Source organism: Jutongia hominis (assembly GCF_014384965.1).
Taxonomy (GTDB): domain Bacteria; phylum Bacillota; class Clostridia; order Lachnospirales; family Lachnospiraceae; genus Butyribacter; species Butyribacter hominis.
Map to the genome: position 1 here is coordinate 17,998 of NZ_JACRSW010000010.1, position 25,754 is coordinate 43,751.

Genomic DNA, 25,754 nt, shown 5'->3' on the forward strand with positions numbered 1-25,754 from the left:
AATATATCATGCAGTTTAAAGTGTGTAGCTTATCAGCGTAAGTCCGGCTTGTGAGGTAAGTACACATTTTTTTTATGCAGAAAAAGGAGGCTAAATCTTCTCCTCGCCAAAGGGTTCGGATTTTGCTTCACAAAACAAGGAGGATTATAAGATGGCAGAAAGTAACAAGATGAAGGAGATGCCGGTAAATAAGCTCATGGTACAGATGGGAATACCGATGATCTTATCTATGGCATTGCAGGCGGTTTACAACATTGTAGACAGTGCCTTTGTTGGAAACATGAGATCAGGAAGTGATACAGCACTAAATGCGCTGACACTGGTGTTCCCGGTTCAGATGCTCATGGTGGCAGTCGGAATCGGAACAGGTGTGGGAACCAATGCACTTCTTGCAAGAACACTTGGTCAGGGAAATGAGAAAAAAGCTGCAAAAGTTGCGGGAAACAGTTTATTTCTTGGAGTAATTATTTATGTGGTATGTCTATTGTTCGGGATTTTTGGAGTAAAATCATACATCTCATCACAGACCGTTGATCCGGAAGTGATTTCAGTGGGAACAAGCTACTTAAGAATATGCTGTGTGATTTCATTTGGAATTATTTTCTTTTCATTATTTGAAAAACTCTTACAGGCGACAGGGCATTCACTATATTCTACAATCGGTCAGGTTGTGGGTGCAGTGGTAAATATTATCCTTGATCCGATCATGATTTATGGTATTGGACCGGTTCCTGAAATGGGAGTGAGGGGAGCTGCATATGCAACTGTTATTGGACAGGTTGCGTCTGCAATATTATTGTTTGTATTTCATATGAAACTGAATAAGGAAATTGAACATGATGTAAAGTATATGAAGCCGGACAGCGGAATAATCAAGGAAATATATGCAATTGGACTTCCTGCAATTATTGCACAGGCACTTATGTCTATCATGGTATATGTGATGAATCTGATTTTGAAATTCAGTCCTTCCGCACAGACCGCATACGGATTGTTCTATAAAGTACAGCAGTTTGTATTATTCCTCGCCTTTGGGCTTAGAGATGCAATCACTCCGATTATTGCATTTGCTTATGGTATGAGAAGTAAAAAGAGAATGCAGGATGGAATCAGGTATGGACTGCTCTATACCATTGCATTAATGATTCTGGGAATTGCAATTACGGAATTCTTCCCTGGAGCTTTTGCAACTTTGTTCAATGCAGGACAGTCAAGGGAATATTTTATCGGAGCAATGAGGATAATCTCAATAAGTTTTCTGTTTGCCGGAATAAATGTTGCTTATCAGGGGATTTATCAGGCACTGGATGGTGGAATTGAATCATTGGTAATCTCTCTTCTGAGACAGCTTATCATTATTCTGCCACTGGCTGGAATTTTTTCTCTGTTTGTCAGAAATGGTCAGATGGGAGTTTCTCTGATCTGGTGGGCATTCCCAATAACTGAGGTTATTTCATGCCTGGTAGGATACGTATTTTTAAAGAGAATCAGAAAAAATAAAGTAGATGTTTTGAATTAGGAGGAATAAAAAATGACAAAAAGAATTATTACAATCAGCAGGGAATTTGGAAGCGGTGGTCGATTTATCGGTGAAGTAGTGGCAAAGAAACTTAGTGTTGCATATTACGACAAAGATATCATTGGACGGATTGCAGAACAGTCAGGCTTATCACCGGAGTATATTAAGGAAAATGCGGAGTTATCTCCCAAGAAAGGTTTATTTGCATATGCATTTGCCGGACGTGATATTACAGGAAAGTCCATAGAAGATATGGTATATGCGGCACAGAGAAAAGTCATTTTGGAGTTGGCTGGAAAGGAGCCTTGTGTAATCGTTGGAAGAAATGCTGATTACATTCTGAAAGACAGGGATGATGTGTTAAATGTTTTTATTCATGGGGATATGCCGGAAAAAACACAGCGTATCATGGGCTTATATAATGTTGAAGAGAAGGAAGCTGTAAAAATGATGGCAGACACAGATAAAAGGCGTATGACAAATTATAACTTTTACACGGAGCAGAAATGGGGTAAAGCCAGTAATTATACGTTGTGTCTGAACAGTTCACAGCTTGGATATGACAGGTGTGAGAAGATAATTATGGAATGCTGTAAACAGACTTATGGAAAAATCTGTTAGTGAGATAGAAAAGGAGTGCCGGGATGAAATTAAAAGATAATATTCTTTTTTTATCATGTGAATGGGTGTATAATGAAAAAAATATCATTGAGGAGAAAAGGAATGCAGCACCTTAAAGAGGACATTCAAAAGAAAGAATTTCATAACACATATCTTTTATATGGAGAAGAGGAATATCTGGTTCATTTTTACCGGGACAAGTTAAAGGAAACCATTCTGGATGGGGCCGACGAGATGAATTATTCGTATTTTCAGGGTGGTTCGATCGATCTTTTAGAAGTAAAGGAAATTGCACAGACACTTCCGTTTTTTCAAGAACATAGGCTAATCGTAATGGAGGATTCCAAACTTTGTAAAAATGCAAATGATTTTGCAGATGTTATTGAAAGTGTGCCGGACAGTACCATTTTTGTTTTTGTGGAAAAAGAAGTGAATAAAAGAACTAAACTTTATAAGTATATTCAAAAAAATGGCATCGCTGTGGAACTGAATGCAATGAGTGATCAGGAAACATTACAGTTTGTTGCAGTTCATTTAGGCAAAGCCGGCAAGAAGATTCGTCAAAATACTGCGCAATATTTTTTAGAGCAGGTAGATAATTCTCTTTTAAATATTCAGAACGAGTTGGAAAAATTGATTGCTTATACGATGGGGAGAGAAGAAATTACCAAAGAGGATATTGATGCTGTTTGCAGTATACAAGTGACAGGACAGATCTTTAAAATGTTAGATGCAGTTGCCGGTGGAAAAAAAACAGAGGCGATCCGATTATATCATGATCTGTTGGAACTAAAAGAAAATCCGATGTCTATTTTATATTTGCTAACCAGACATTTTAATATTTTGTTGCAGATCAAAAGCTGCAAGCAGTCCGGTAAGGGAGAATTGGCTAAAAAGATTGGCATTCCGCCATTTTCTGTAGGCAAGTACCAAATGCAGGCAAAGCATTTTACACAAGAAAATTTAAAAGAAATGCTGACAGCATGTATTGATACGGAATATGATTTTAAACGCGGAAATATCAATGATCAGATTGGTGTTGAACTTTTGTTGACAAGTTTTGTACAGCAGGCAGGATAGAAATTCCTTTGGGCAGATAAGATGAATTATCAGAATCTGCTCAAAGGAATTTTTGCTTTTATTAAGAAATAACTCTAAAATCCAAGTGTCTTTTGTTTGCAGCATTTTGTACGGTATTTGATACAGTCATGCATGAATTTTACATAAGAGAGTAAGCTTTTTTTGTATGCAAAATTATAACGTTATTGACAAGAAAGATTATAAGAAAAATATGGAAGCAGTTACAAATATTTCTTGCGTTATATAAAGATATAGTTTATAATTTAATAAAGAATTTATCTAAGCTATAGATATGGAGATGTTGTTATATTATCAGAGGAAAGAGGTTATACCAATGGAGAAATAATTCAACTTCCAAGAGTATATAAGGATGAATTTAAAAGTAAAGCTTACCAAAGTAAAGAAAGGAAAATATAAGAACTATTGGAAGTTTACCATTACGAGACAAAAAAAGATAACAAGGTATAAGGTTGTAGCGGTTGATCCATCAGGAAATCAGGCAAAGAGAATCATCTATTTGAAGAAGTAAAACGGAGAAAATGTTTTCTGCAATTATATTTAGCCGTTGTCGGAAAGATTATTTAGGAAAGAAGAGTCTAAAAATGAATAGGAAGTCCGACAGCGTATGGCAACAGATTTATAATAGGATTGTTAGAAAAGGGGGATACATATGAAAATGAAAAAATCAATACTATACACAATACTTGCAACATTAGCAATAGGATGCCTCAGTATAGGTGACAGCTCACAAAGTAAAGCATTGGAAACAGAAAATGTCATTGCACCAAAGACTACACGGGAGGCTAAAGAATATTCATCAACTTCTGAAATAATTACTGTAATACCAAGACCGGAAATGACACCGGCAGCACCGGTCATAATACAGCCGGGGCAATCTATGCCAAGTACAGCACCACAACGAACTGCTTCACCGGATATACCATTAAATCCGGAAGAAAAGGATGAAAATGGAAAGTATGTTGTAAGAATTTATATGAATTATGGCTATGGAAATTTTCAAATATTGTCTGAGACAAGAAGTTGTGATAATGGAGAAATAATCCAACTTCCAAGATTTTATGAAAATGAAATTATAGATTATTGGGTCTGTCAATATCAGGATCAGACAGTACGCAAAGAACTATGGATAAAAGACAATAAGGTGCAGGATAGTAGTATAGAAGTCAATGGAAGTATGAAACTTACAGCATATGTTGAATGTATGTTTCCTGCAATAAATTCATCCTCTCCTATACCAACTAAGTCTTCCAATACCCATAAATCAAATTCAGCTATTGACCGCCAAAAGCCTGTATTCAAAAATCTGATCAACAAAAAGACATATTATAAGAAAAAAGTCATTGCATATGTAAAAGACAACAAAGCGATCAAGAAAGTAACAATCAATGGAAAGAAAGTAAAACTTACCAAAGTAAAGAAAGGAAAATATAAAAACTATTGGAAGTTTACCATTACGAGACAAAAAAAGATAACAAGGTATAAGGTCGTAGCGATTGATCCATCAGGAAATCAGGCAAAGCGAACGATATATCTGAAAAAGTAAGAAAGGTAATCAGACAAGTTCAAAATCCAAGAATTGTATATTTGGTGGAGTTCATGTTAATCAAAGCCGCTTTTTGTAATAAAGTCTCAAAAGACTGAAAATTTCTTAACAAATGGTTATATAAAAGCAGATAGTTACTTCATTGACTTTTATATAATAAAAAATTGCAATAACAAATAGGAACATCTGTTTGCAAAACAGAAGAAAATAAACTGTAAATTGAATATACTTAATTAAATTAAAAAATAATGCATTATGACAAAATAAAACTTGCTTTTTGATGCGAAAAACGTTATAATGCAAACAGTTGATGAACAAAGGGGTTCAGCAAGTCTATTTGCTGAACCCTTTTTTTGTGTTTATAGGAGGTAATGGTAACATGCAGAAAAGAGAAGAGAATGCAAATCGTATTCTGAATGCTTCAGATGTGATCGATCATGCAAAGAAAGGTCTTTATGATCCGCGTTTTGAGCATGACAACTGTGGTATCGGTGCTATCGTAAATATTAAAGGTAACAAGACACACGATACGGTATCCGGTGCATTAGATATTGTAGAAAAGTTAGAGCATCGTGCAGGTAAAGATGCAGAAGGAAAGACCGGTGACGGTGTAGGTATTCTGCTTCAGATCTCGCATAAGTTCTTTAAAAAAGCAGTCAAACCGCTTGGCATCGAATTAGGAGAAGAAAGAGATTATGGTATTGGAATGTTTTTCTTCCCACAGGATGAATTAAAGAAGAACCAGGCAAAGAAGATGTTTGAGGTTATCATTGAGAAAGAAGGCTTGGAATTTCTCGGATGGAGAGAAGTTCCGATCGTGCCTGAGATTCTTGGTCATAAAGCATTAGAATGTATGCCATGCATCATGCAGGCCTTTGTGAAAAGACCGGAAGAAGTAGAGCGTGGTCTTGAATTCGACCGTAAGCTTTATGTAGCACGTCGTGTTTTTGAACAGAGTAACGATGATACTTATGTGGTATCCTTTTCAAGCAGAACGATCGTATATAAAGGTATGTTCTTAGTTGGTCAGCTTCGTCAGTTCTTTGAAGATCTGCGTGATCCGGATTATGTATCTGCGATCGCTATCGTACATTCTCGTTTTAGTACGAACACAAATCCAAGCTGGATGCGTGCTCATCCAAACCGTTTCATCGTGCATAATGGCGAGATCAACACGATCGTTGGTAATGCAGATAAGATGCTTGCCCGTGAAGAGACCATGGAGTCACCGTATCTTTCCAGTGAACTTCATAAGATTCTTCCGGTTGTAAATCCAAACGGTTCCGATTCCGCAAGATTGGATAATACTTTGGAATTCTTAGTGATGAGTGGTATGGATCTTCCGTTAGCTGTTATGATCACTATTCCGGAACCATGGGAAAATGATATGAGTATCAGCCAGAAGAAGCGTGACTTTTATCAGTATTATGCAACAATGATGGAGCCATGGGATGGTCCCGCATCAATCCTTTTCTCGGATGGAGATATCATGGGAGCCGTACTTGACCGTAACGGTCTTCGCCCATCCCGTTATTATATTACAACAGATGACCAGTTGATCTTATCATCTGAAGTCGGTGTGTTTGAGATTCCACCCGAAAAGATCGTAAAGAAAGACCGACTCAGACCGGGACGTATGCTTCTTGTAGATACAGTCAAAGGAGAACTCGTAGATGATGATGTCTTAAAAGAAAGTTATGCATCACGCCAGCCATATGGTGAGTGGTTAAACAGTAACTTAGTTACTTTAAAGGAACTTCATATTCCAAATAAGAAAGTAGAAGAGTTTTCCGATGAAGAGAGAGCCAGATTGCAAAAAGCATTTGGTTATACATTTGAAGAATATAAAACTTCTATCCTTCCGATGGCACAGAATGGAAGTGAGCCGATCGGAGCAATGGGTACGGATTCTCCACTTCCTATGCTTTCTGATAAGCCACAGCCACTCTTTAACTACTTTAAACAGTTGTTTGCCCAGGTAACCAACCCACCGATCGATTCGATCCGTGAAGAGATCGTTACATCGACCAGCGTATATATCGGAGAAGATGGTAACCTTTTAGTAGAAGATGCTGATAATTGTAAAGTATTAAAGATCAGAAATCCAATCTTAACAGATACCGATATGTTAAAGATCAAATATATCAATAAAGAAGGATTTAAGAGTGAAGTTCTTCCGATTACGTATTATAAGAATACTTCTTTGAAAAAAGCATTGGATCATCTTCGTCTTGAAGCCGATCGTGCGTATAAAGAAGGAGTAAACATCCTGATCTTAAGTGACAGGGGAGTCGATGAAAACCATGTTGCGATTCCATCTCTTTTAGCGGTATCGGCAATGCAGCAATATCTTGTCACAACGAAGAAGAGAACACGTGTTGCCATGATCTTAGAGACAGCAGAGCCAAGAGAAGTACATCATTTTGCTACGCTGTTAGGTTATGGCGCCTGTGCGATCAACCCATATCTTGCACATAGTACGATCAAGGAACTGATCGACAATAAGATGCTTGATAAGGATTATTATGCAGCCGTTAATGATTATGATTCTGCGGTATTGCATGGTATTGTAAAGATCGCTTCTAAAATGGGTATTTCAACGATCCAGTCTTATCAGGGTTCTAAGATCTTTGAGGCGATTGGCATTTCGGAAGATGTCATTGAGAAATATTTTACCGATACCGTATGCTGTGTGGGTGGTATCACATTGGAAGATATCGAAAAACAGGTAGATAAACAGCATTCTTCTGCATTTGATCCGTTAGGACTCAGCGTTGACCTGAACTTAGAAAGCCGTGGACAGCATAAAGCAAGAGGTCATCAGGAAGAACATTTGTATAATCCGGAAACGATCCATCTGTTACAGCAGGCTGCATGGACCGGAAGCTATGATCTGTTTAAAATGTATTCAAAGACGATCGATGAGAAAGACAGCAATGTAACATTAAGAAGTTTATTAGACTTTAACTATCCGAAGAAATCCATTCCGATCGAGGAAGTAGAAAGTGTTGATGAGATTGTAAAGCGTTTTAAGACAGGTGCGATGTCTTATGGTTCGATTTCACAGGAAGCACATGAAACACTTGCGATCGCCATGAATCATTTGCATGGTAAGTCAAACAGTGGTGAAGGTGGCGAGAGTTTAGAAAGACTTTTGACTGCAGGAACGGAAACAGACAGATGTTCTGCGATCAAGCAGGTAGCATCCGGTCGTTTTGGTGTAACATCACGCTACTTAGTCAGTGCAAAAGAGATCCAGATCAAGATGGCACAGGGTGCAAAACCGGGTGAAGGTGGTCATCTGCCGGGTGGCAAAGTATATCCGTGGGTTGCTAAGACCAGACATTCTACGCCAGGTGTCAGCCTGATCTCACCACCACCACATCATGATATCTATTCGATCGAAGATCTGGCACAGTTGATCTATGACTTAAAGAACAGCAACAAAGATGCAAGAATCTCTGTTAAGCTTGTATCAGAAGCCGGTGTCGGTACCGTTGCTGCCGGCGTTGCAAAAGCCGGTGCAGCAGTTATCCTGATCTCCGGTTATGATGGCGGTACCGGAGCAGCTCCAAGAAGCTCAATCTATAATGCAGGCCTTCCATGGGAATTAGGTCTTGCAGAGACACATCAGACATTGATCATGAACGGACTTCGTTCTCGTGTCCGTATTGAGACAGATGGTAAGCTTATGACAGGACGTGATGTATTAGTTGCCGCATTGCTTGGTGCGGAAGAATTCGGTTTTGCCACAGCTCCGTTGATCACAATGGGATGTGTAATGATGCGTGTATGTAACTTAGATACCTGTCCGGTTGGTGTGGCAACACAGAATCCGGAGCTTCGTAAGCGTTTCAAGGGTAAACCGGAATATGTAGAAAACTTCATGAAGTTTATTGCACAGGAACTTCGTGAATATATGGCTAAGCTTGGTATCCGTAAAGTGGATGATCTGATCGGACGTACCGATCTTTTGAGGGTCAAGGACGATGAAAATGCGAAAGCGAAGAAAGTTGATCTGAGTGCGATCTTAGATTCTTCTTTTGCCAATGAAAGAAAAGAAAATAAATACATCGAAAAGAACAAATATGATTTTGAATTAGAAAAGACGATCGATGAAAAAGTATTCCTGCCAAAATTCAAGAAAGCATTACAGTCGGGTGAAAAGACAAAGATTTCCGTGGATGTTACAAATATCAACCGAACTCTTGGTACAATCTTAGGATCAGAGATCACAAAGAAATTCTCTGATAAGTTAGAAGAAGATACATTGACAGTAGAATGTCACGGAAGCGGTGGTCAAAGTTTTGGGGCATTCATTCCAAAAGGTCTGACATTAGAGCTTGTCGGTGATTCGAATGATTATCTTGGAAAAGGCTTGTCAGGCGGTAAGATCGTTGTATATCCACCGGCAGGTTCGAACTTCAAAGCAGAGGATAATATTATTATCGGTAATGTTGCATTATATGGTGCGACAAGCGGTAAAGCATTTATCAATGGTATTGCCGGGGAACGTTTCTGTGTCCGCAACTCAGGTGCAACAGCCGTTGTGGAAGGTGTTGGCGATCATGGATGTGAATATATGACCGGAGGACGTGTTGTGGTTCTCGGACCAACCGGTAAGAACTTTGCAGCCGGCATGAGCGGTGGTGTCGCCTATGTACTCGATGAAAACAGTGACCTTTATCTGAAATTAAACAAAGAACTTGTTTCTTCTGAAATCGTTTCTGATAAATACGACGTATTGGAATTAAAGGAAATGATCGAAGAGCATGTTGCAGCAACCGGATCAAAGAGAGGAAAAGAAATCTTAGATAACTTTAGCGAATACCTTCCTAAATTTAAGAAGATCATCTCTTATGATTACAGTAAGATGCTTCAGCTGATCGCAAAGATGGAAGAACATGGTCTTGGTTATGAACAGGCACAGATCGAAGCATTTTATGCACATAAAAAACAGGCATAATATATAGAAGAAACAGATCGAAAATGTCTTAATGCAGGGAATATGCTTGCAAATAAACAGTTTGCATCGCATTTCCCAATGCATCATAAAGCGTAAGGATCGATTCAGAATGGAGGACTATTATGGGTAAACCAACCGGATTTATGGAATATGATAGAAAAGATAATAAAGCAGTAGAACCTCTGGAACGTATTAAGAACTTTAATGAGTTCCATACACCTATGAGTGACAAGGATCGTGCAACACAGGCAGCAAGATGTATGAACTGTGGTGTTCCGTTTTGTCAGTCAGGTATGATGATCAATGGCATGGCATCAGGCTGTCCGTTAAACAATTTAGTACCGGAATGGAATGATCTGTTGTTCCATGGAAACTTAGAAAAAGCACTTCAGATGCTTCGCCAGACAAATAACTTCCCAGAGTTTACATCCAGAGTCTGCCCGGCACTTTGCGAAGCTGCCTGTACCTGCGGACTCAATGGAGAACCGGTCAGTTGTAAAGCAAATGAAAATGCGATCATTGAATATGGTTATGCAAATGGTCTGATGAAAGCAAAGCCGCCAAAGGTCAGAACCGGAAAGAAAGTAGCCATTGTCGGTTCCGGTCCTTCCGGTCTTGCTGCAGCAGATCAGTTAAATAAAAGAGGACATGATGTCACGGTTTATGAAAGAAACGATCATATCGGCGGACTGTTGATGTATGGTATTCCGAACATGAAACTGGAAAAATGGGTGATCGACCGCAAGCAGAAAGTCATGGAAGAAGAAGGCATTCATTTTATTGTGAATACCAATGTAGGAAAAGATGTCAAAGCAGAAACACTGTTAAAAGAATATGATAGTGTGATCTTATGCTGTGGTGCCTCTCATCCGCGTGATATCAAGGCACCGGGAAGAGAAGCGCAGGGAATTTACTTTGCGGTAGATTTCTTAACACGCTCTACGAAGCATGTACTCACGGGCAAGAAAGAAGGATGGGTTGATACCAAAGGCAAAAATGTTGTTGTGATCGGTGGTGGAGATACCGGTAATGACTGTGTTGGTACTGCAGTCCGTCAGGGGGCAAAATCTGTCGTACAGATTGAAATGATGCCAAAGCTGCCGGATCAGAGAGCAGCAAACAATCCTTGGCCGGAATGGCCCAGAGTATGTAAGACAGATTATGGTCAGGAAGAAGCAATCGCTGTCTATGGAAAAGATCCGCGTATTTATCAGGCAACGGTCAAAGAGTTTATCGCTGACAAGAATGGTGTCTTAAAGAAAGTAAAACTTGTAAAGTTAGAACCAAAGAAAGATCCAAAGACCGGTCGTATGAATATGACTGAGATTCAGGGAAGTGAGTTTGAACTTCCGGCAGATTATGTTCTGATCGCAGCAGGATTCCTTGGTACAGAGGACTATATTGCAAAAGCATTTAAAGTAAAACTGAATGCACGTACCAATGTAGAAACGAAACCGGGAAAATATCAGACATCTGTGGATAAAATCTTTACGGCAGGTGATATGCATCGTGGTCAGTCTTTGGTAGTATGGGGCATTAATGAAGGGCGTCATGTAGCCAGAGAAGTCGATGAAAAACTGATGGGGTATACGAATTTACCGTAGACCTTATAATTTGATAGAAAACAATCCTATAAACACACAAAAAGGGCAGCAGAAATGTTGTCTTTTTTGTGTTTACGGAAAAATAGGAAAGAGAGCTTTTTATCAAAAGTATATTGTCAGAACAGATGAATGAAAGAAAGAGGAATAAGAAGACAATGGGAAGGTATATTTTCTTTGCAAACCGAGAAATTGTATAAAAAATAAGAATGATATTATGAAGAAAACAGAAAAGTCAAGAAAAATAGGAAGGAAATGGAAGTAGAATTTAAAAAAGAAAGAAATGACAGATAGGCTGTTTTTTTGTAGGTATTTCATGAAAAAATAATGGGTTTTAGAGAATATCCTTATCAAATATCGCTAAATGCAAAAATAGAACGCAAAGCCAAAAAAAGAAAAGAAGCAAAACAAATAAAAAAAGCAAAAAAATCAGAATATATTTTTATAATCTGCACAAAAAAAACGGTATTTTATGGTGGTTGACATAAAATTGACAAAATGCAAAACATAAATTACAATGCAAACGACTTGTTAAAGGGGACGGGATCAGGGACCTATTTGACAAGTTTTTTATTTTTGCACGAATATTCATTTTTTAATCTAACAAGTCATAAAAAAGAAGATTTTTGCAAAAAAATTGATAAAGAAAGGAAGCGATGATTACGGGAAATCTGGCAGGTGACTTATTAAAGGAATTAAATTGTGATACCGCATTTACCATCCCTGTATTTGGCGGGATTAAAGTTCCGGAGTCAGTTGTCGTTACATGGATCATTATGGCAGTGCTGCTTATAGTATCGTTCTTACTGACGAGAAATTTAAGCGTGGAGAATCCAGGCAGGAGACAAAAGATGATGGAGGCAGCTGTGAGTGCCGGATATGGCTTTTTTGAAGATATTCTTGGAGAAGAAGGGAAAGAATACATACCATATCTGATCTCGGTTATGTTATATATCGGCGTTGCAAATCTGATCGGTCTGGTCGGGCTGAAACCACCGACAAAAGACATGGGTGTAACGGCAGGATTAGCGGTCATGAGTATTATTCTGATCGAAATGGCAGGGATAAGAAAGAAAGGAACAAAAGGCTGGCTTAAAAGTTTTGCACAGCCGGTATGGGTGATCGCTCCCATTAATATATTGGAAGTTTTCATCAGACCATTGTCGCTGTGTATGCGTCTTTTTGGTAATGTATTAGGCGCATTTGTTGTTATGGAACTGATTAAATTAATATTGCCTGTTTTGTTACCGATTCCGTTTAGTTTTTATTTTGATATTTTTGACGGATTGATCCAGGCATATGTGTTTGTATTTTTAACATCATTATTTTTGAAAGAAGCTTTAGAATAAACAAAGAAAAAGGAGATACGATTATGTCAACATTATTAGCAATAGGAGCAGGTGTAGCAGTTTTAACAGGTATTGGAGCAGGTGTAGGTATTGGTATTGCAACTTCAAAAGCAGTCGATGCGATCGCAAGACAGCCGGAAGCTGACGGAAAGATCAGCAAAACATTGATCCTTGGTTGTGCACTTGCAGAAGCAACAGCAATCTATGGTTTTGTTATCGCTTTATTGATAATTTTGTTATTACGATAAACATAGCAAATCCGGGATACCGGAAATCATGGAAAGGATGGAATAGAGGATGTTAAGATTAGATGGCATTGTCTTTACCATGATCAATCTGATCGTTCTGTATTTGATATTGAGACATTTCCTGATCGGCCCGATTCGAAATATTATGCAAAAAAGAGATGAAATGCTTGCAAAGCAGTTTGCGGATGCCAAAGCAAAAGAAGAACAGGCAGCTGAAATGAAAACGCAATATGAAGCATTGATGCATGATGCAAAAGAAGAATCAAACAGAATTTTGGAAAATGCCAAAGCAAGAGCCGACAGTGAATATGAGAAAAGACTGGATCAGGCAAAGAAAGAAGCAGATAAAGTGGTGCAAAGAGCAAATGTGGCTGCAAGTCAGGAAAAAGAAAAAATGCTTGGTGATGTGCAGTCGCAGATCAGTGCATTGGCGTTGACAGCCGCAAGAAAAGTATTGCTTGACGGTGACACAAAAGAACAAAATGCAGCTTTTTACCGGGAATTTACGAAAAAAGCAGGTGAAACATATGACACAGATATCGAATAACTATGGATTGGTTTTGCTGGAGTCTGCTATTTTGGCAAATGAGATTGAAGATACAAAAAAAGTAATCTTTGAGCAGCCGATGCTTTTAGAAGCTCTTAAAAGTCCTATTGTGAGTCTTGCAGAAAAAGAAAAAATCATTGATGCTGTTTTCCCGGAAGGAATCAGAAAATTTCTAAAGGTTGTTGCAGTGCATCATGATTTTAATAAGATTCAGGATATTTTTGCGGCATATGACAAGCATAGAAGAAAAAAAGAGCAGGAGATCCTTGCAACAATCTATTATGTGCAAAAACCCGATACAAGAGAAATAGAACAGATACAGGAAACGTTAGCGAAACGATTTCATGCCCAAAAAGTAACGATCGAATGGATCGAGAAAAAGAAATTGATCGGTGGCTTTATCATACAGGTTGGCGACATCGAAATGGACTGGAGCATGGAAGGTCGTTTGCGGCAATTAGAGAATAAATTAACCAGGAGGTGATACTGTGAGTGCGATCAACTCAGAAGAAGTGATCTCTATTTTGAAAACAGAGATTGAAAATTTTGATCTGGAATTTAAAGAGCATGAAGTTGGTACCGTAATCTGGGTAGGAGACGGAATTGCTACGATTTACGGAATAGAGCATGCAATGTATGGCGAGATCGTTATTTTCGAAAATGGTGTCAAAGGAATGGTACAGGATATTCAAAGAGACCAGATCGGTTGTATCATTTTGGGAAGAGATAACGGGATCAAGGAAGGTACAAAAGTAACAAGAACAAAAAAGATGGCAGGCATTCCGGTAGGAGAGGCTTATCTTGGAAGAATCGTGGATGCTTTGGGTGCACCGATTGATGGAAAAGGTCCGATCGCTGCAAAAGACTATCGTCCGATTGAGCATGAGGCACCGGGAATTGTAGATCGAAAGTCCGTCGACCAGCCGTTAGAAACCGGTATTTTATCAATTGATTCTATGTTCCCGATTGGTCGCGGACAGCGTGAACTTATCATTGGAGATCGACAGACAGGGAAAACATCCATTGCGATCGATACGATATTGAACCAGAAAGGGAAAGATGTTATCTGTATCTATGTTGCAATCGGTCAGAAAGCATCTACAGTTGCAAAAATCGTAAATACATTACAAAAACATGATGCACTGGATTATTCGATCGTGCTTTCTGCGACAGCAAGTGATTCTGCATCCTTAGAATATATTGCACCATATTCCGGCACAGCATTGGCGGAGTATTTCATGTATCAGGGAAAAGATGTACTGATCGTTTATGATGATCTGTCTAAACATGCGGTAGCATATCGAGCATTATCTCTTTTGTTAGAAAGATCACCGGGACGTGAAGCATATCCGGGAGACGTATTTTATTTGCATTCCAGACTGTTGGAGCGTTCAAGCAAATTAAGTGAAGAACTTGGAGGTGGCTCGATCACGGCACTTCCTATTATTGAAACACAGGCTGGCGATGTATCAGCCTATATCCCGACAAATGTGATCTCTATTACGGATGGTCAGATTTTCTTAGAGAGTGATCTGTTCTTTTCCGGTATGCGTCCGGCAGTCAATGTTGGGCTTTCTGTATCACGAGTGGGTGGAGCGGCACAGACAAAAGCCATGAAAAAAGCATCCGGAACAATCCGAATTGATCTGGCACAGTTTCGTGAGATGGAAGTTTTTACGCAGTTTAGCTCTGATTTGGATGATACAACGAAGGCACAGTTACGATATGGCAAAGGGTTGATGGAACTGTTAAAACAGCCATTATGCCAGCCGATGGATTTAGCAAGCCAGGTTATTACATTGGTATCGGCAACACATAAAGTTTTTATGGATGTAGACGAAAAGAAGATCAAAGAATTTCAGCATAAAATGCTTTCATTTTTTGAAACATCTCATTCGGAGATCGTTACACAGATCAATACCCAAAAAGTTCTGACAGATGAATTGACACAGGCGATCGTAACGGCAGCAAAAGAATTTAAAGAGATGGAACCGTAACATAAAAATGTTATGTGAAAAAAACTTTGCCTAAAAAAGACTTTGGCAAAGGAATGGAGGATGAGTATGGCAAATACGAAAGAAATCCAGAAGCGTATGAAAAGTATACAGGATACCATGAAGATCACAAATGCAATGTATATGATCTCTTCTTCCAAACTTCGCAATGCAAAGCAGCGGTTAGAAGATACAGAACCGTATTTTTATTCTTTGCAAATGGCATTTAACCGTTTTCTTCGCCATGTGCCGGATACAGAAAGTGTTTTCTTTGGATATGGCAGAGAACAGGCAGAAGAAAAGAAACGAAAAGGATATTTAGTGATCACGGCAGATAAAGGTCTTGCAGGGGCGTATAATCACAATGTGATCAAGAAAGCACATGAACTTTTTGAGCAGAGTGAGCATAACAGGCTCTTTGTAGTAGGAGAGCTGGGCAGACAATATTTTGCAAGAGAGGGACTGGATGTAGATACTAATTTTCAATATACAGTACAAAATCCCTCTTTGCATCGTGCCAGAGTGATCGTAGAACGTATCATGGAACTGTATATGCAAAATGAAGTAGATGAGATTGACATTGTATATACCAAGATGGAAAATGCTTTTTTAGTAGAGACAGAAGTATTAAAGCTATTGCCTTTGGATAAAGAAGATTTTGAAAGTGCCGTACCGGTAGATGTTTATCAGGAAGAGTTAAAAGCAGAGCCTTCTTTGGAATCTGTTTTGGATCATATGGTTCCTAATTATGTAACCGGTTTTGTATATGGAGCTTTAGTGGAATCGTATGCCAGTGAACAGAATTCGCGGATGATGGCAATGGAAGCAGCATCAAAAAGTGCAAAAGAAATGCTGCAATTACTTCAGGTTGAATATAATCGCGTACGCCAGGCAGCGATCACACAGGAAATTACAGAAGTGATCAGTGGTGCAAAAGCACAAAAACGTAAGAAGAAAAAATAAAGGTACTCATAGAATTTTCTGAACGTAGAATCCAGCCAAAAGGATTCGTTTTGAGAAGATAACGAGAGTACAGAATAACAGGAAAGGAGATCTGCTTGATATGAAAAAAGGAAAGATCGTTCAGGTAATGGGACCTGTTATAGATGTCGAGTTTCCGAATAATGACATTCCATTTATTAAGGATGCCTTAGAAGTAGAAAACCAGGGAAAACGCAGTGTGATGGAAGTGGCACAGCATATAGGAAATAATACGGTACGCTGTATTATGCTCGCTTCGAGTGAAGGTCTTTGCAAGGATATGGAAGTGGTTGCAAACGGTGGAGGAATTCAGGTTCCTGTTGGTGAAAAAACATTAGGAAGATTGTTTAATGTTCTTGGGGATACGATCGATAATGGAGAATCTCTGGCAACAGAAAAGAAGTGGTGTATCCATAGAGAACCACCGACATTTGAAGAACAAAGTCCTGTGGTAGAGATTTTAGAGACAGGTATTAAGGTTATTGATCTGCTCGCACCATATGCCAAAGGAGGAAAGATCGGTCTGTTTGGCGGTGCCGGCGTAGGCAAAACCGTTCTGATCCAGGAATTGATCCGAAATATTGCAACAGAACATGGTGGTTATTCCATTTTTACCGGTGTAGGAGAGCGTTCCCGTGAGGGAAATGATCTCTGGTCAGAAATGAAAGATTCCGGTGTACTTGATAAGACTGCGTTAGTGTTTGGACAGATGAATGAGCCGCCGGGAGCAAGAATGCGTGTTGCAGAGACCGGTCTTACGATGGCTGAATATTTCCGTGATGAAGAAAAACAGAATGTATTGCTTTTTATTGATAATATTTTCCGTTTTGTGCAGGCAGGTTCAGAAGTGTCCGCTCTTCTTGGACGTATGCCTTCTGCTGTAGGATATCAGCCGACACTTGCTACAGAAGTGGGTGAATTGCAAGAGCGTATTGCATCTACAAAGAATGGATCTGTTACATCGGTACAGGCTGTCTACGTGCCTGCGGATGATCTGACGGATCCGGCTCCGGCAACAACATTTGCCCATCTGGATGCAACCACCGTTCTTTCACGAAAGATCGTAGAGCAGGGTATTTATCCTGCAGTCGATCCACTGGAGTCAAATTCGCGTATTCTCGAAGAAGACATCGTTGGAAAAGAGCATTATGAGACAGCAAGACGTGTACAGGAAATCTTACAAAAATATAAAGAATTGCAGGATATTATCGCAATTCTGGGTATGGAAGAACTTTCCAAAGAAGATAAGATCACGGTTTATCGTGCGAGAAAGATCCAGCGTTTCCTGTCACAGCCATTCCATGTTGCTGAAACGTTTACCGGTGTTCCGGGAAAATATGTTCCGTTAAAAGAAACGATACGTGGATTTAAAGCGATCATAGACGGAGAAATGGATGCTTATCCGGAAAGTGCATTCTTTAATGTAGGAACGATTGATGAAGTGATCGAAAAAGCAGCCCGTGAATCACAGTCAGCCTGACAGAAAATGTGAATCAAAGCAGGAAGGAACTTCTTAGGAAGGGAGAACATAAGATGGAAAGTTTTTTGGTAAAAGTGATCGCCTGTGACAGAGTTTTTTATGACGGAAAATGTTATCAGGTGACGATTCCGTTAGAGGATGGTGGAAAAGGTATCATGGCACACCATGAAAATATGGTCTTTTCGATCGAACCGGGACAATTACGGCTTTTGCTGGAAGATGGTATCTGGCAGGAAGGTGTCGTTGGAGCAGGATTTTGTCAGGTAGTCAACAACCGTGTTACGATCATCGTTGATACCGCAGAATATCCCGAAGAAGTAGATATCCGTCGTGCAAACGAAGCCAAAGAAAGAGCAAAAGAACAGCTTCGTCAAAAGCAGAGCATTCAGGAATATTACCGTTCACAGGCATCACTTGCAAGAGCGATGGCAAGACTTCGTTACAGTACAAAAGATGATATCAATGTATGAAAATTTTGAAAGATATATTAACTCAAAAATCCAGGCGTTGCACGCTTGGATTTTTGTTTCTTTTGGATTGTGACAGAAAAAGTATAAATATTAGTGATATTATTATAAATATGCAAAAAAAGCTTTTGACAAAAGCACGAAAAAAAGCTATAATAGATGAAATGTGTAAGCATATATCGAAAAAAGAAAATTTGTGATTTTTTACAAATTTTTTTTGCCCTGCTTTAAGCAGACAGATAAGCACGTTTGGTTAAAAATTTAGGCAGAAAGGAATGGTGTTTAGAATGGCAAAGTATTCCAAACAGGATATTCTTGACCTGATCGAAGAAGAAGATATTGAATTTATTCGTTTACAGTTTACAGACATTGCCGGAAATTTAAAAAATATGGCAGCAACGATCGATCAGATTGATAAGATCTTAAATGGTAAGTGTAAGTTTGACTGTGCTGCGATTGACGGATTTCGTGGAAAAGGATACGAGGAACTGTTTTTAATTCCGGATCTGGATACTTTCGTGATCTTCCCATGGAGACCACAGCATGGAAAAGTAGCACGTTTTATTTGTGACGTGGTAAAACCGGATGGTACTCCTTTTGAAGGAGACAGCAGATATATTTTAAAAAGAGCGATCAATCAGGCAAAAGAGATGGGATTTGAACTTGATGTTGCGATCAAGAGTGAATTCTTTTTGTTTGATTTGGACGAAAACGGAGAGCCGACCAATCATACAACTGAGAAGGGCGGCTATTTTGATATAGGGCCGACAGATGGCGGTGAGAATACGCGACGTGATATGGTTCTTTATCTTGCGGATATGGGAATAGAAGTCGAATCTTCTTATCATTCGGATGAAGCAGCCCAGCATGTACTGGATCTGAGCCATGTAGATGCACTTTCGATGGCAGACGATATTATGACAACACGTCTGGTAGTCAGAACCGTTGCCAGAAGACATGGATGCCATGGAACTTTTATGCCTAAGCCAAAGGAAAATGTAAAAGGTTCCGGAGCACATTATACCTTTTCTGTATGCAAAGATGGTAAGAATATTTTCAGTGATTCATCGGATGAACTTGGTGTCAGCAAAGAAGGATATCAGTTTATGACAGGAATACTCAGACATATTGCAAGTATGACATTAGTCAATAACCCAATCGTAAATTCTTATAAACGTTTGATACCGGGATATTTAGCACCGATCAGTGTAGGCTGGTCTTCAACAAACAGCAGTCCTTTGATCCGCTTAACATCTGTTGGCGGTGATGGTGCAAGAATTGTACTGAGAAGTCCGGATGGCGCAGCAAATCCTTACCTGGTGATCGCAGCCTGCCTGATGGCAGGTCTGGATGGAATCAGAAACCAATACGAAACACCGGTCAGCATGGACGATGGTACCGAAGAAAATGATACGACAGAGCGTTTGCCAAGAACATTGCATGAAGCAGTCAAATATTTCAAGGAAGATGAATTTTTACAGGAAGCACTTGGTAAGCACATTTCACATCATTTGATCGTTACAAAGGATGCGGAATGGGATGAGTATTGCAAACAGGTAACAAAATGGGAAAAAGAGCGTTATCTTGGAACCGTTTAAGGATGCATCATTACAGTAGATAGGAGGTTTTGTCATGGCGGACATCATAGTGGCTTTTCCTAAATTGAATGATGCAAAAAATCTACGAAAACTTCTTATTAGAAATGGTTATGATGTAAATATGGTTTGTGACAGTGGTGCTCAGGTAATTGACGCTGTCAACCGTCTGGATGGCGGTATTGTGATCAGTGGATATCGTTTTTCCGATATGTATTATATGGATCTGAACGAATATCTGCCGAAAGGTTTTCAGCTTTTACTGCTTGCTTCGCCGGCAAAATTAGCAGAGTGTGATGTAAGAGATCTGGTATCACTTTCGATGCCGTTTCGTGTACAGGATCTGTTGAACACATTAGAAATGATGATGGTTCAATATAACCGCTGGAAGAAAAAGCAAAAGAACAAACCAAAAGTCAGATCAGAGAATGACCGAAAAGTGATTACGACAGCCAAGGAACTTCTTATGGAGCGTAATCAGATGACAGAAGATGAAGCACATCATTATATTCAAAAGCTAAGTATGGACAGTGCTACTAATATGGTAGAGACTGCGCAGATGATACTAGAACTCAATGGAAAGGAATGGGATATTTAATATGAAAGCGTTTCTTATTTTAGAAGATGGTACTGTATTTGAAGGGACAAGTATTGGAGCAAAAAAAGAGATCATTAGTGAGATCGTATTCAATACGTCTATGACAGGATATCTTGAAGTATTAACCGATCCTAGTTATGCCGGACAGGCAGTTACAATGACATATCCTTTGATCGGAAATTATGGTATCTGTTATCAGGATATGGAATCAAAGAAAGGATGGCCGGATGGCTTTATTGTCAGAGAGTTATCCCGTATGCCAAGCAACTTCCGCTCAGAAGATACGGTGCAGCATTTCTTAGAAGAAAATGATATTCCGGGAATCTGCGGCATTGATACGCGTGCCCTGACAAAGATTCTTCGTGAGAAAGGTACCATGAATGGAATGATCACAACCAATGAGGATTATAACCTCGATGAGATCCTTCCAAAATTAAAAGCATATATCGTTACCGGAGTGGTAAAGAAAGTAAGCTGTGATAAAAAAGAGGAATATGTACCGGGAGATATCGGATCCAAAGAAGGCAAAGCAGATAAGAATGTAGCTGTGATCGATGTAGGAACAAAGAAAAATATTATTCGCTGTCTGTTAAACAGAGGATGCAATGTAACAGTCTATCCATGTGATTTTGATGCAAAAGAAGTGATCGCATCCAAGCCGGATGGTATCATGATCACAAACGGACCGGGAGATCCTTCTGAATGTACTGATATCATTGAACAGATCAAGATCCTTTCAGAAGCCGGAATCCCAATCTTTGCAATCTGTCTCGGACACCAGCTTATGGCACTTGCACATGGTGCAAAGACATACAAGATGAAATATGGTCATCGTGGTGCAAACCATCCGGTTAAGAACTTAGAGACCGGAAAAGTTTACATTTCATCACAGAACCATGGCTATGTAGTTGATGCGGATTCTATTGATGCTTCTGTAGCAAAACCATGGTTTGTCAATGTTAACGATAAGACAGTAGAAGGTCTTACATACATGGGCAAGAAAGTAAAAACCGTGCAGTTCCATCCCGAAGCAAATGCCGGTCCAAAAGATTCTGAGTTACTGTTTGATGAATTTATGAACATGATAGGAGGAAATAAATAATGCCAAAGCTTGAAGGAATTAAAAAGGTATTAGTAATTGGTTCAGGTCCGATCGTTATCGGTCAGGCTGCTGAGTTTGATTATGCCGGTACACAGGCATGCCGTTCTTTGAAGGAAGAAGGGTTAGAAGTTGTTCTTGTCAATTCCAATCCTGCTACCATTATGACAGATAAAGATATTGCAGATAAAGTGTATATCGAACCGTTGACCGTGGATGTATTGCAAAAGATCATTGAAGTAGAAAAGCCGGACAGTCTGTTACCAAACATGGGTGGACAGGCAGGTTTGAACTTAGGTATGGAACTTGCGGAATCAGGTTTCTTAGATTCACATGGTGTGAAGTTACTCGGTACAACAGCAGAAACAATCCGTAATGCAGAAGGCCGTCAGGAATTCAAAGACATGATGGAGCGTATCGGAGAACCATGTGCACCATCTGAGCTTGTAACGAATGTGGAAGATGGTATTGCATTTGCAGAAAAGATCGGTTATCCGGTTGTTCTTCGTCCTGCCTATACATTAGGTGGTTCCGGTGGCGGTATTGCACATAACCGTGAAGAACTGATTGAAATCATTTCGAATGGACTTCGTCTTTCGCGTACCAGTGAAGTTTTAGTAGAACGCTGCATCGCAGGCTGGAAAGAGATTGAATACGAAGTAATGCGTGACAGCAATGGTACCTGCATTACCGTTTGTAACATGGAAAATTTAGATCCTGTCGGTGTACATACCGGTGACAGTATCGTAGTCGCACCTTCACAGACCTTATCAGATAAAGAATACCAGATGCTTCGTACCTCTGCGTTAAAGATCATTGATGAACTGGGTATTACCGGTGGATGTAACGTACAGTTTGCACTTCATCCGACATCGTTTGAATATATCGTTATCGAAGTGAATCCTCGTGTAAGCCGTTCTTCTGCATTAGCATCAAAAGCAACCGGCTATCCGATCGCGAAAGTATCGGCTAAGATCGCATTAGGATATAATCTTGATGAGATTCCGAATGCAGTTACAGGAAAGACTTATGCAAGTTTTGAGCCTGCATTGGATTATTGTGTTGTAAAGATTCCAAGACTTCCGTTTGATAAGTTCATCAAGGCGAAGAGAACATTAACGACACAGATGAAAGCAACCGGAGAAGTAATGAGTATCTGTACAAACTTCGAAGGCGGCTTAATGAAAGCACTTCGTTCCTTAGAGCAGCATGTGGACTGCCTTGTCAATGATGAATATATCAATATGACAGATGAAGAAGTAGTTGAGCAGTTAGCGGTAGTAGATGATCGAAGAATCTTTGTTGTCGCTGAGGCGATCCGTCGTGGTGTAACATATGATAAGATTCATGAGATTACAATGATCGATGAATGGTTCATTGATAAGATTGCAATCTTAGTAGAAATGGAACAGAAGTTAAAGAAGGCAGATAAATTAGACAAAGAGCTTTTAAAAGAAGCAAAACGCTTAGAATTTCCTGACACTGTTATTGCGAGATTTACCGGAAAGACAGAAGAAGAGATCCGTGATATGCGTTATGAATGGGGCATTACAGCTGCATTTAAGATGGTTGATACCTGTGCTGCCGAGTTTGCTTCAGAGACACCATATTACTACAGCTGCTTTGACAGCATCAATGAAGTAGAAGATAATACGAAAAAGAAAAAGATCATGGTACTTGGTTCCGGACCGATCCGTATCGGTCAGGGTATTGAATTTGACTATTGCTCTGTACACAGCGTATGGGCACTGGAAGAAGAAGGATATGAGACCATTATTGTCAACAATAACCCTGAGACAGTAAGTACAGACTTTGATATTGCAAATAAATTGTACTTTGAACCATTAACACCGGAAGATGTTGAAAACATTGTCCGTTTGGAAAAGCCGGATGGAGCAGTGGTACAGTTTGGTGGACAGACTGCGATCAAACTGACAGAAGCACTTCTTAAGATGGGTGTCAAGATTCTTGGTACCAGTGCAGAAAATGTCGATGCAGCGGAAGACAGAGAGCTTTTTGATGAGATCTTAGAGCGGTGTTGTATTCCAAGACCTTCCGGTAAGACTGTCTTTACAACAGAGGAAGCTTTGGTAGCAGCAAAAGAACTGGGATATCCTGTATTGGTACGTCCTTCATATGTATTAGGTGGTCAGGGCATGCAGATTGCGGTATCGGATGATGATATCAAAGAATATATGGCAGTGATCAACCGTTATCATCAGGATCATCCGATTCTTGTTGATAAATACCTGATGGGTAAAGAAGTCGAAGTCGATGCGGTTTGTGATGGTGAAGATATCCTGATCCCCGGTATCATGGAACATGTCGAGAGAGCCGGTATTCATTCAGGAGACAGTATCTCTGTTTATCCGGCACAGAGCATTACCGAAAAGATCCAGAAAGTAATTGTGGATTATACAAGAAAGCTTGCACGTTCATTACACGTTATCGGCCTGATCAATATTCAGTTTATCGTATATCAGGATGAAGTTTTTGTTATCGAAGTCAATCCACGTTCCAGCCGTACCGTACCTTATATCAGTAAAGTAACCGGTATCCCGATCGTGGATCTTGCATCAAAAGTCATTCTTGGTGCAAAAGTCAGCGATTTCGGTTATGGTACAGGACTTGCAAAGAAGTCTGATTATCTTGCGATCAAGATGCCTGTATTCTCATTCGAAAAGCTTCGTGGTGCTGAGATCAGCTTAGGACCGGAAATGAAATCAACCGGTGAGTGTCTTGGTATTTCGAAATCATTTGATGAAGCATTATACAAAGCATTCTTAGGTGCAGGTGTCGATCTTCCTAAGCATAAAAAGATGATCTTAACAGTAAAAGATTCTGATAAGCTGGAAGCAGTAGACATCGCAAAACGCTTTAAAAAGCTTGGTTATGAAATCTTTGCAACAAGAAATACAGCCAGAGTCTTAAATGATCATGGTGTACTTGCCATTCCGGTTAATAGAATTAACGAAGAAGCACCTACACTTATGGATCTTTTGTTAGAACATCAGATCGATCTTGTTGTTGATACGCCAACATATGGTGATAAGCTTAAAGACGGCTTCCTGATCCGTCGTACAGCGATTGAAACAGGTGTCAACTGTCTGACATCTTTAGATACAGCAGCAGCACTTCTGACAAGTCTGGAAAACTCAGATACGGAACATTTGTCAGTAGTTGATATTGCTACAATTTCTAAAGAAATGTATGGAGATATGAAATAAAATAAAAGCAGACGATACAATAGGTAACCTCTTTTGGAAAAGCAAATGCTTCAAAATGTTAGAATAAAAATCCGACATTTTGAAGCAGATTGCAAACCAAAAGAGGTTTTTTTTGCAAAAAAAAAAACGATAGTATTCCGCATTAGATTATTATTTATAAAAAAGAAGAGAAGCGTTTGTGTCAAAAATATTGCATATGAGAATAAAATATGGTAAAATAATTAAAATTTTGTATATATTATAAACAAAAATGAGGCGAAATGGTATATATATAAAGTAATAGATACAAAACTGAATTATATAGAAAACATGTTTACATAACGATGAAAAAGAAAAGAGGTAAAAAATGAAAAAAAGAATATTAAAAATGAAAAACAAAATAGTAACAGGAATATTGTTATCAGTGATAGTACTATCTTCGTCATCTGTAGTTATGGCAAAATCTTATAATACAGGCAGTGTAGGAAAATTTTCATTTTCTGGTACATCATCTGTTTCGGCAGCAAAAGGTGGTGCAGTAACAGGGTCTGATCCAGCAGTTATTGTAGGAGTAGAAGCAACATATAGAAAGGCATCCACTGCAACTGGTAAGATTAAGTCTTCACAGAAAAATGCAGAATCAAATGGAAGAGCTTCTGTAGCTTTTACTGCCGGTTCAGGATATAAAAGTGTGTCGATTCATACACGGCATTTTGCAAATTATAATGGACATGTTAATTATATTGATACCAGCAATAACTATTAGTAAAAAAGTATCATAGAAAAAGGCAGGAAGAAAAGATTTTCTTTTCTTTCTGTTGAAAATGAAAGAGGGAGTG

General features: G+C 39.2%; 21 protein-coding genes. All 21 read left to right on the forward strand.

Annotation, left to right across the window (positions count from 1 at the left end):
* The first annotated feature begins 151 nt into the window (after positions 1-151).
* The 21 genes from H8700_RS03135 to H8700_RS03235 all read left to right on the forward strand — a co-directional run bounded on the left by H8700_RS03135 (position 152) and on the right by H8700_RS03235 (position 25,681).
* Positions 152-1,519 carry an MATE family efflux transporter gene (locus H8700_RS03135; RefSeq protein ID WP_249303048.1) on the forward strand — a complete coding sequence of 456 codons (1,368 nt, stop codon included), beginning with the start codon at positions 152-154 and terminating at the stop codon, positions 1,517-1,519.
* Positions 1,520-1,531: 12 nt separating this feature from the next.
* Positions 1,532-2,140: a cytidylate kinase-like family protein gene (locus H8700_RS03140; RefSeq protein WP_249303050.1), complete on the forward strand. Its 609-nt coding sequence runs from the start codon at positions 1,532-1,534 to the stop codon at positions 2,138-2,140.
* Between the two features lie 102 nt (positions 2,141-2,242).
* Positions 2,243-3,220: a DNA polymerase III subunit delta gene (gene holA / locus H8700_RS03145; RefSeq protein WP_249303052.1), complete on the forward strand. Its 978-nt coding sequence runs from the start codon at positions 2,243-2,245 to the stop codon at positions 3,218-3,220.
* Between the two features lie 370 nt (positions 3,221-3,590).
* Positions 3,591-3,749, forward strand: a complete 159-nt coding sequence (locus tag H8700_RS03150) for a hypothetical protein (protein WP_249303053.1) — start codon at positions 3,591-3,593, stop codon at positions 3,747-3,749.
* Positions 3,750-3,890: 141 nt separating this feature from the next.
* Entirely contained in the window at positions 3,891-4,784 is an 894-nt protein-coding gene (locus H8700_RS03155) for a hypothetical protein (protein ID WP_249303054.1), read from the forward strand.
* Positions 4,785-5,163: 379 nt separating this feature from the next.
* Positions 5,164-9,750 carry a glutamate synthase large subunit gene (gltB, locus tag H8700_RS03160; RefSeq protein WP_249303055.1) on the forward strand — a complete coding sequence of 1,529 codons (4,587 nt, stop codon included), beginning with the start codon at positions 5,164-5,166 and terminating at the stop codon, positions 9,748-9,750.
* A 122-nt stretch (positions 9,751-9,872) separates the two neighbouring features.
* Entirely contained in the window at positions 9,873-11,354 is a 1,482-nt protein-coding gene (locus tag H8700_RS03165) for a glutamate synthase subunit beta (protein ID WP_022141267.1), read from the forward strand.
* A 324-nt stretch (positions 11,355-11,678) separates the two neighbouring features.
* On the forward strand, positions 11,679-11,834 hold the full coding sequence (locus tag H8700_RS03170; RefSeq protein ID WP_249303056.1) for a hypothetical protein: 156 nt from the start codon (positions 11,679-11,681) through the stop codon (positions 11,832-11,834).
* Positions 11,835-12,007: 173 nt separating this feature from the next.
* Positions 12,008-12,700: a F0F1 ATP synthase subunit A gene (locus H8700_RS03175; protein ID WP_249303057.1), complete on the forward strand. Its 693-nt coding sequence runs from the start codon at positions 12,008-12,010 to the stop codon at positions 12,698-12,700.
* A 23-nt stretch (positions 12,701-12,723) separates the two neighbouring features.
* Entirely contained in the window at positions 12,724-12,948 is a 225-nt protein-coding gene (gene atpE, locus H8700_RS03180; protein WP_022141265.1) for an ATP synthase F0 subunit C, read from the forward strand.
* Positions 12,949-12,997: 49 nt separating this feature from the next.
* Complete coding sequence (atpF, locus tag H8700_RS03185) at positions 12,998-13,495, forward strand: F0F1 ATP synthase subunit B (protein ID WP_249303059.1); 498 nt, start codon at positions 12,998-13,000, stop codon at positions 13,493-13,495.
* Positions 13,476-13,979, forward strand: a complete 504-nt coding sequence (gene atpH / locus H8700_RS03190; RefSeq protein WP_249303062.1) for an ATP synthase F1 subunit delta — start codon at positions 13,476-13,478, stop codon at positions 13,977-13,979. The genes atpF and atpH overlap by 20 nt, the downstream gene beginning before the upstream one ends.
* Positions 13,980-13,983: 4 nt before the next feature.
* A complete protein-coding gene (gene atpA, locus H8700_RS03195; protein ID WP_249303065.1) occupies positions 13,984-15,492 on the forward strand; it encodes a F0F1 ATP synthase subunit alpha in 1,509 nt (502 codons plus the stop codon).
* Positions 15,493-15,558: 66 nt separating this feature from the next.
* Entirely contained in the window at positions 15,559-16,452 is an 894-nt protein-coding gene (atpG, locus tag H8700_RS03200; RefSeq protein ID WP_249303070.1) for an ATP synthase F1 subunit gamma, read from the forward strand.
* 100 nt (positions 16,453-16,552) lie between these two features.
* Complete coding sequence (atpD, locus tag H8700_RS03205; protein ID WP_022141260.1) at positions 16,553-17,950, forward strand: F0F1 ATP synthase subunit beta; 1,398 nt, start codon at positions 16,553-16,555, stop codon at positions 17,948-17,950.
* 53 nt (positions 17,951-18,003) lie between these two features.
* Entirely contained in the window at positions 18,004-18,420 is a 417-nt protein-coding gene (atpC, locus tag H8700_RS03210) for an ATP synthase F1 subunit epsilon (protein ID WP_249303073.1), read from the forward strand.
* A gap of 284 nt (positions 18,421-18,704) precedes the next feature.
* Positions 18,705-20,015, forward strand: a complete 1,311-nt coding sequence (locus tag H8700_RS03215; protein ID WP_249303120.1) for a glutamine synthetase family protein — start codon at positions 18,705-18,707, stop codon at positions 20,013-20,015.
* Between the two features lie 34 nt (positions 20,016-20,049).
* Entirely contained in the window at positions 20,050-20,610 is a 561-nt protein-coding gene (locus H8700_RS03220) for an ANTAR domain-containing response regulator (RefSeq protein WP_022141257.1), read from the forward strand.
* A 1-nt stretch (position 20,611) separates the two neighbouring features.
* On the forward strand, positions 20,612-21,712 hold the full coding sequence (locus H8700_RS03225; protein WP_249303075.1) for a carbamoyl phosphate synthase small subunit: 1,101 nt from the start codon (positions 20,612-20,614) through the stop codon (positions 21,710-21,712).
* Positions 21,712-24,936, forward strand: coding sequence for a carbamoyl-phosphate synthase large subunit (gene carB / locus H8700_RS03230; RefSeq protein WP_249303080.1), 3,225 nt, complete (start codon positions 21,712-21,714; stop codon positions 24,934-24,936). Before H8700_RS03225 ends, carB begins: the two co-directional genes overlap by 1 nt.
* Positions 24,937-25,282: 346 nt before the next feature.
* A complete protein-coding gene (locus tag H8700_RS03235; protein WP_249303082.1) occupies positions 25,283-25,681 on the forward strand; it encodes a hypothetical protein in 399 nt (132 codons plus the stop codon).
* Positions 25,682-25,754: the final 73 nt, after the last annotated feature.

Coding starts and splice junctions, on each gene's coding strand:
- H8700_RS03135 (WP_249303048.1), top strand. CDS start 152: ATGGCAGAAAGTAACAAGATGAAGGAGATGCCGGTAAATAAGCTCATG.
- H8700_RS03140 (WP_249303050.1), top strand. CDS start 1,532: ATGACAAAAAGAATTATTACAATCAGCAGGGAATTTGGAAGCGGTGGT.
- holA (WP_249303052.1), top strand. CDS start 2,243: ATGCAGCACCTTAAAGAGGACATTCAAAAGAAAGAATTTCATAACACA.
- H8700_RS03150 (WP_249303053.1), top strand. CDS start 3,591: ATGAATTTAAAAGTAAAGCTTACCAAAGTAAAGAAAGGAAAATATAAG.
- H8700_RS03155 (WP_249303054.1), top strand. CDS start 3,891: ATGAAAATGAAAAAATCAATACTATACACAATACTTGCAACATTAGCA.
- gltB (WP_249303055.1), top strand. CDS start 5,164: ATGCAGAAAAGAGAAGAGAATGCAAATCGTATTCTGAATGCTTCAGAT.
- H8700_RS03165 (WP_022141267.1), top strand. CDS start 9,873: ATGGGTAAACCAACCGGATTTATGGAATATGATAGAAAAGATAATAAA.
- H8700_RS03170 (WP_249303056.1), top strand. CDS start 11,679: ATGGGTTTTAGAGAATATCCTTATCAAATATCGCTAAATGCAAAAATA.
- H8700_RS03175 (WP_249303057.1), top strand. CDS start 12,008: ATGATTACGGGAAATCTGGCAGGTGACTTATTAAAGGAATTAAATTGT.
- atpE (WP_022141265.1), top strand. CDS start 12,724: ATGTCAACATTATTAGCAATAGGAGCAGGTGTAGCAGTTTTAACAGGT.
- atpF (WP_249303059.1), top strand. CDS start 12,998: ATGTTAAGATTAGATGGCATTGTCTTTACCATGATCAATCTGATCGTT.
- atpH (WP_249303062.1), top strand. CDS start 13,476: ATGACACAGATATCGAATAACTATGGATTGGTTTTGCTGGAGTCTGCT.
- atpG (WP_249303070.1), top strand. CDS start 15,559: ATGGCAAATACGAAAGAAATCCAGAAGCGTATGAAAAGTATACAGGAT.
- atpD (WP_022141260.1), top strand. CDS start 16,553: ATGAAAAAAGGAAAGATCGTTCAGGTAATGGGACCTGTTATAGATGTC.
- atpC (WP_249303073.1), top strand. CDS start 18,004: ATGGAAAGTTTTTTGGTAAAAGTGATCGCCTGTGACAGAGTTTTTTAT.
- H8700_RS03215 (WP_249303120.1), top strand. CDS start 18,705: ATGGCAAAGTATTCCAAACAGGATATTCTTGACCTGATCGAAGAAGAA.
- H8700_RS03220 (WP_022141257.1), top strand. CDS start 20,050: ATGGCGGACATCATAGTGGCTTTTCCTAAATTGAATGATGCAAAAAAT.
- H8700_RS03225 (WP_249303075.1), top strand. CDS start 20,612: ATGAAAGCGTTTCTTATTTTAGAAGATGGTACTGTATTTGAAGGGACA.
- carB (WP_249303080.1), top strand. CDS start 21,712: ATGCCAAAGCTTGAAGGAATTAAAAAGGTATTAGTAATTGGTTCAGGT.
- H8700_RS03235 (WP_249303082.1), top strand. CDS start 25,283: ATGAAAAAAAGAATATTAAAAATGAAAAACAAAATAGTAACAGGAATA.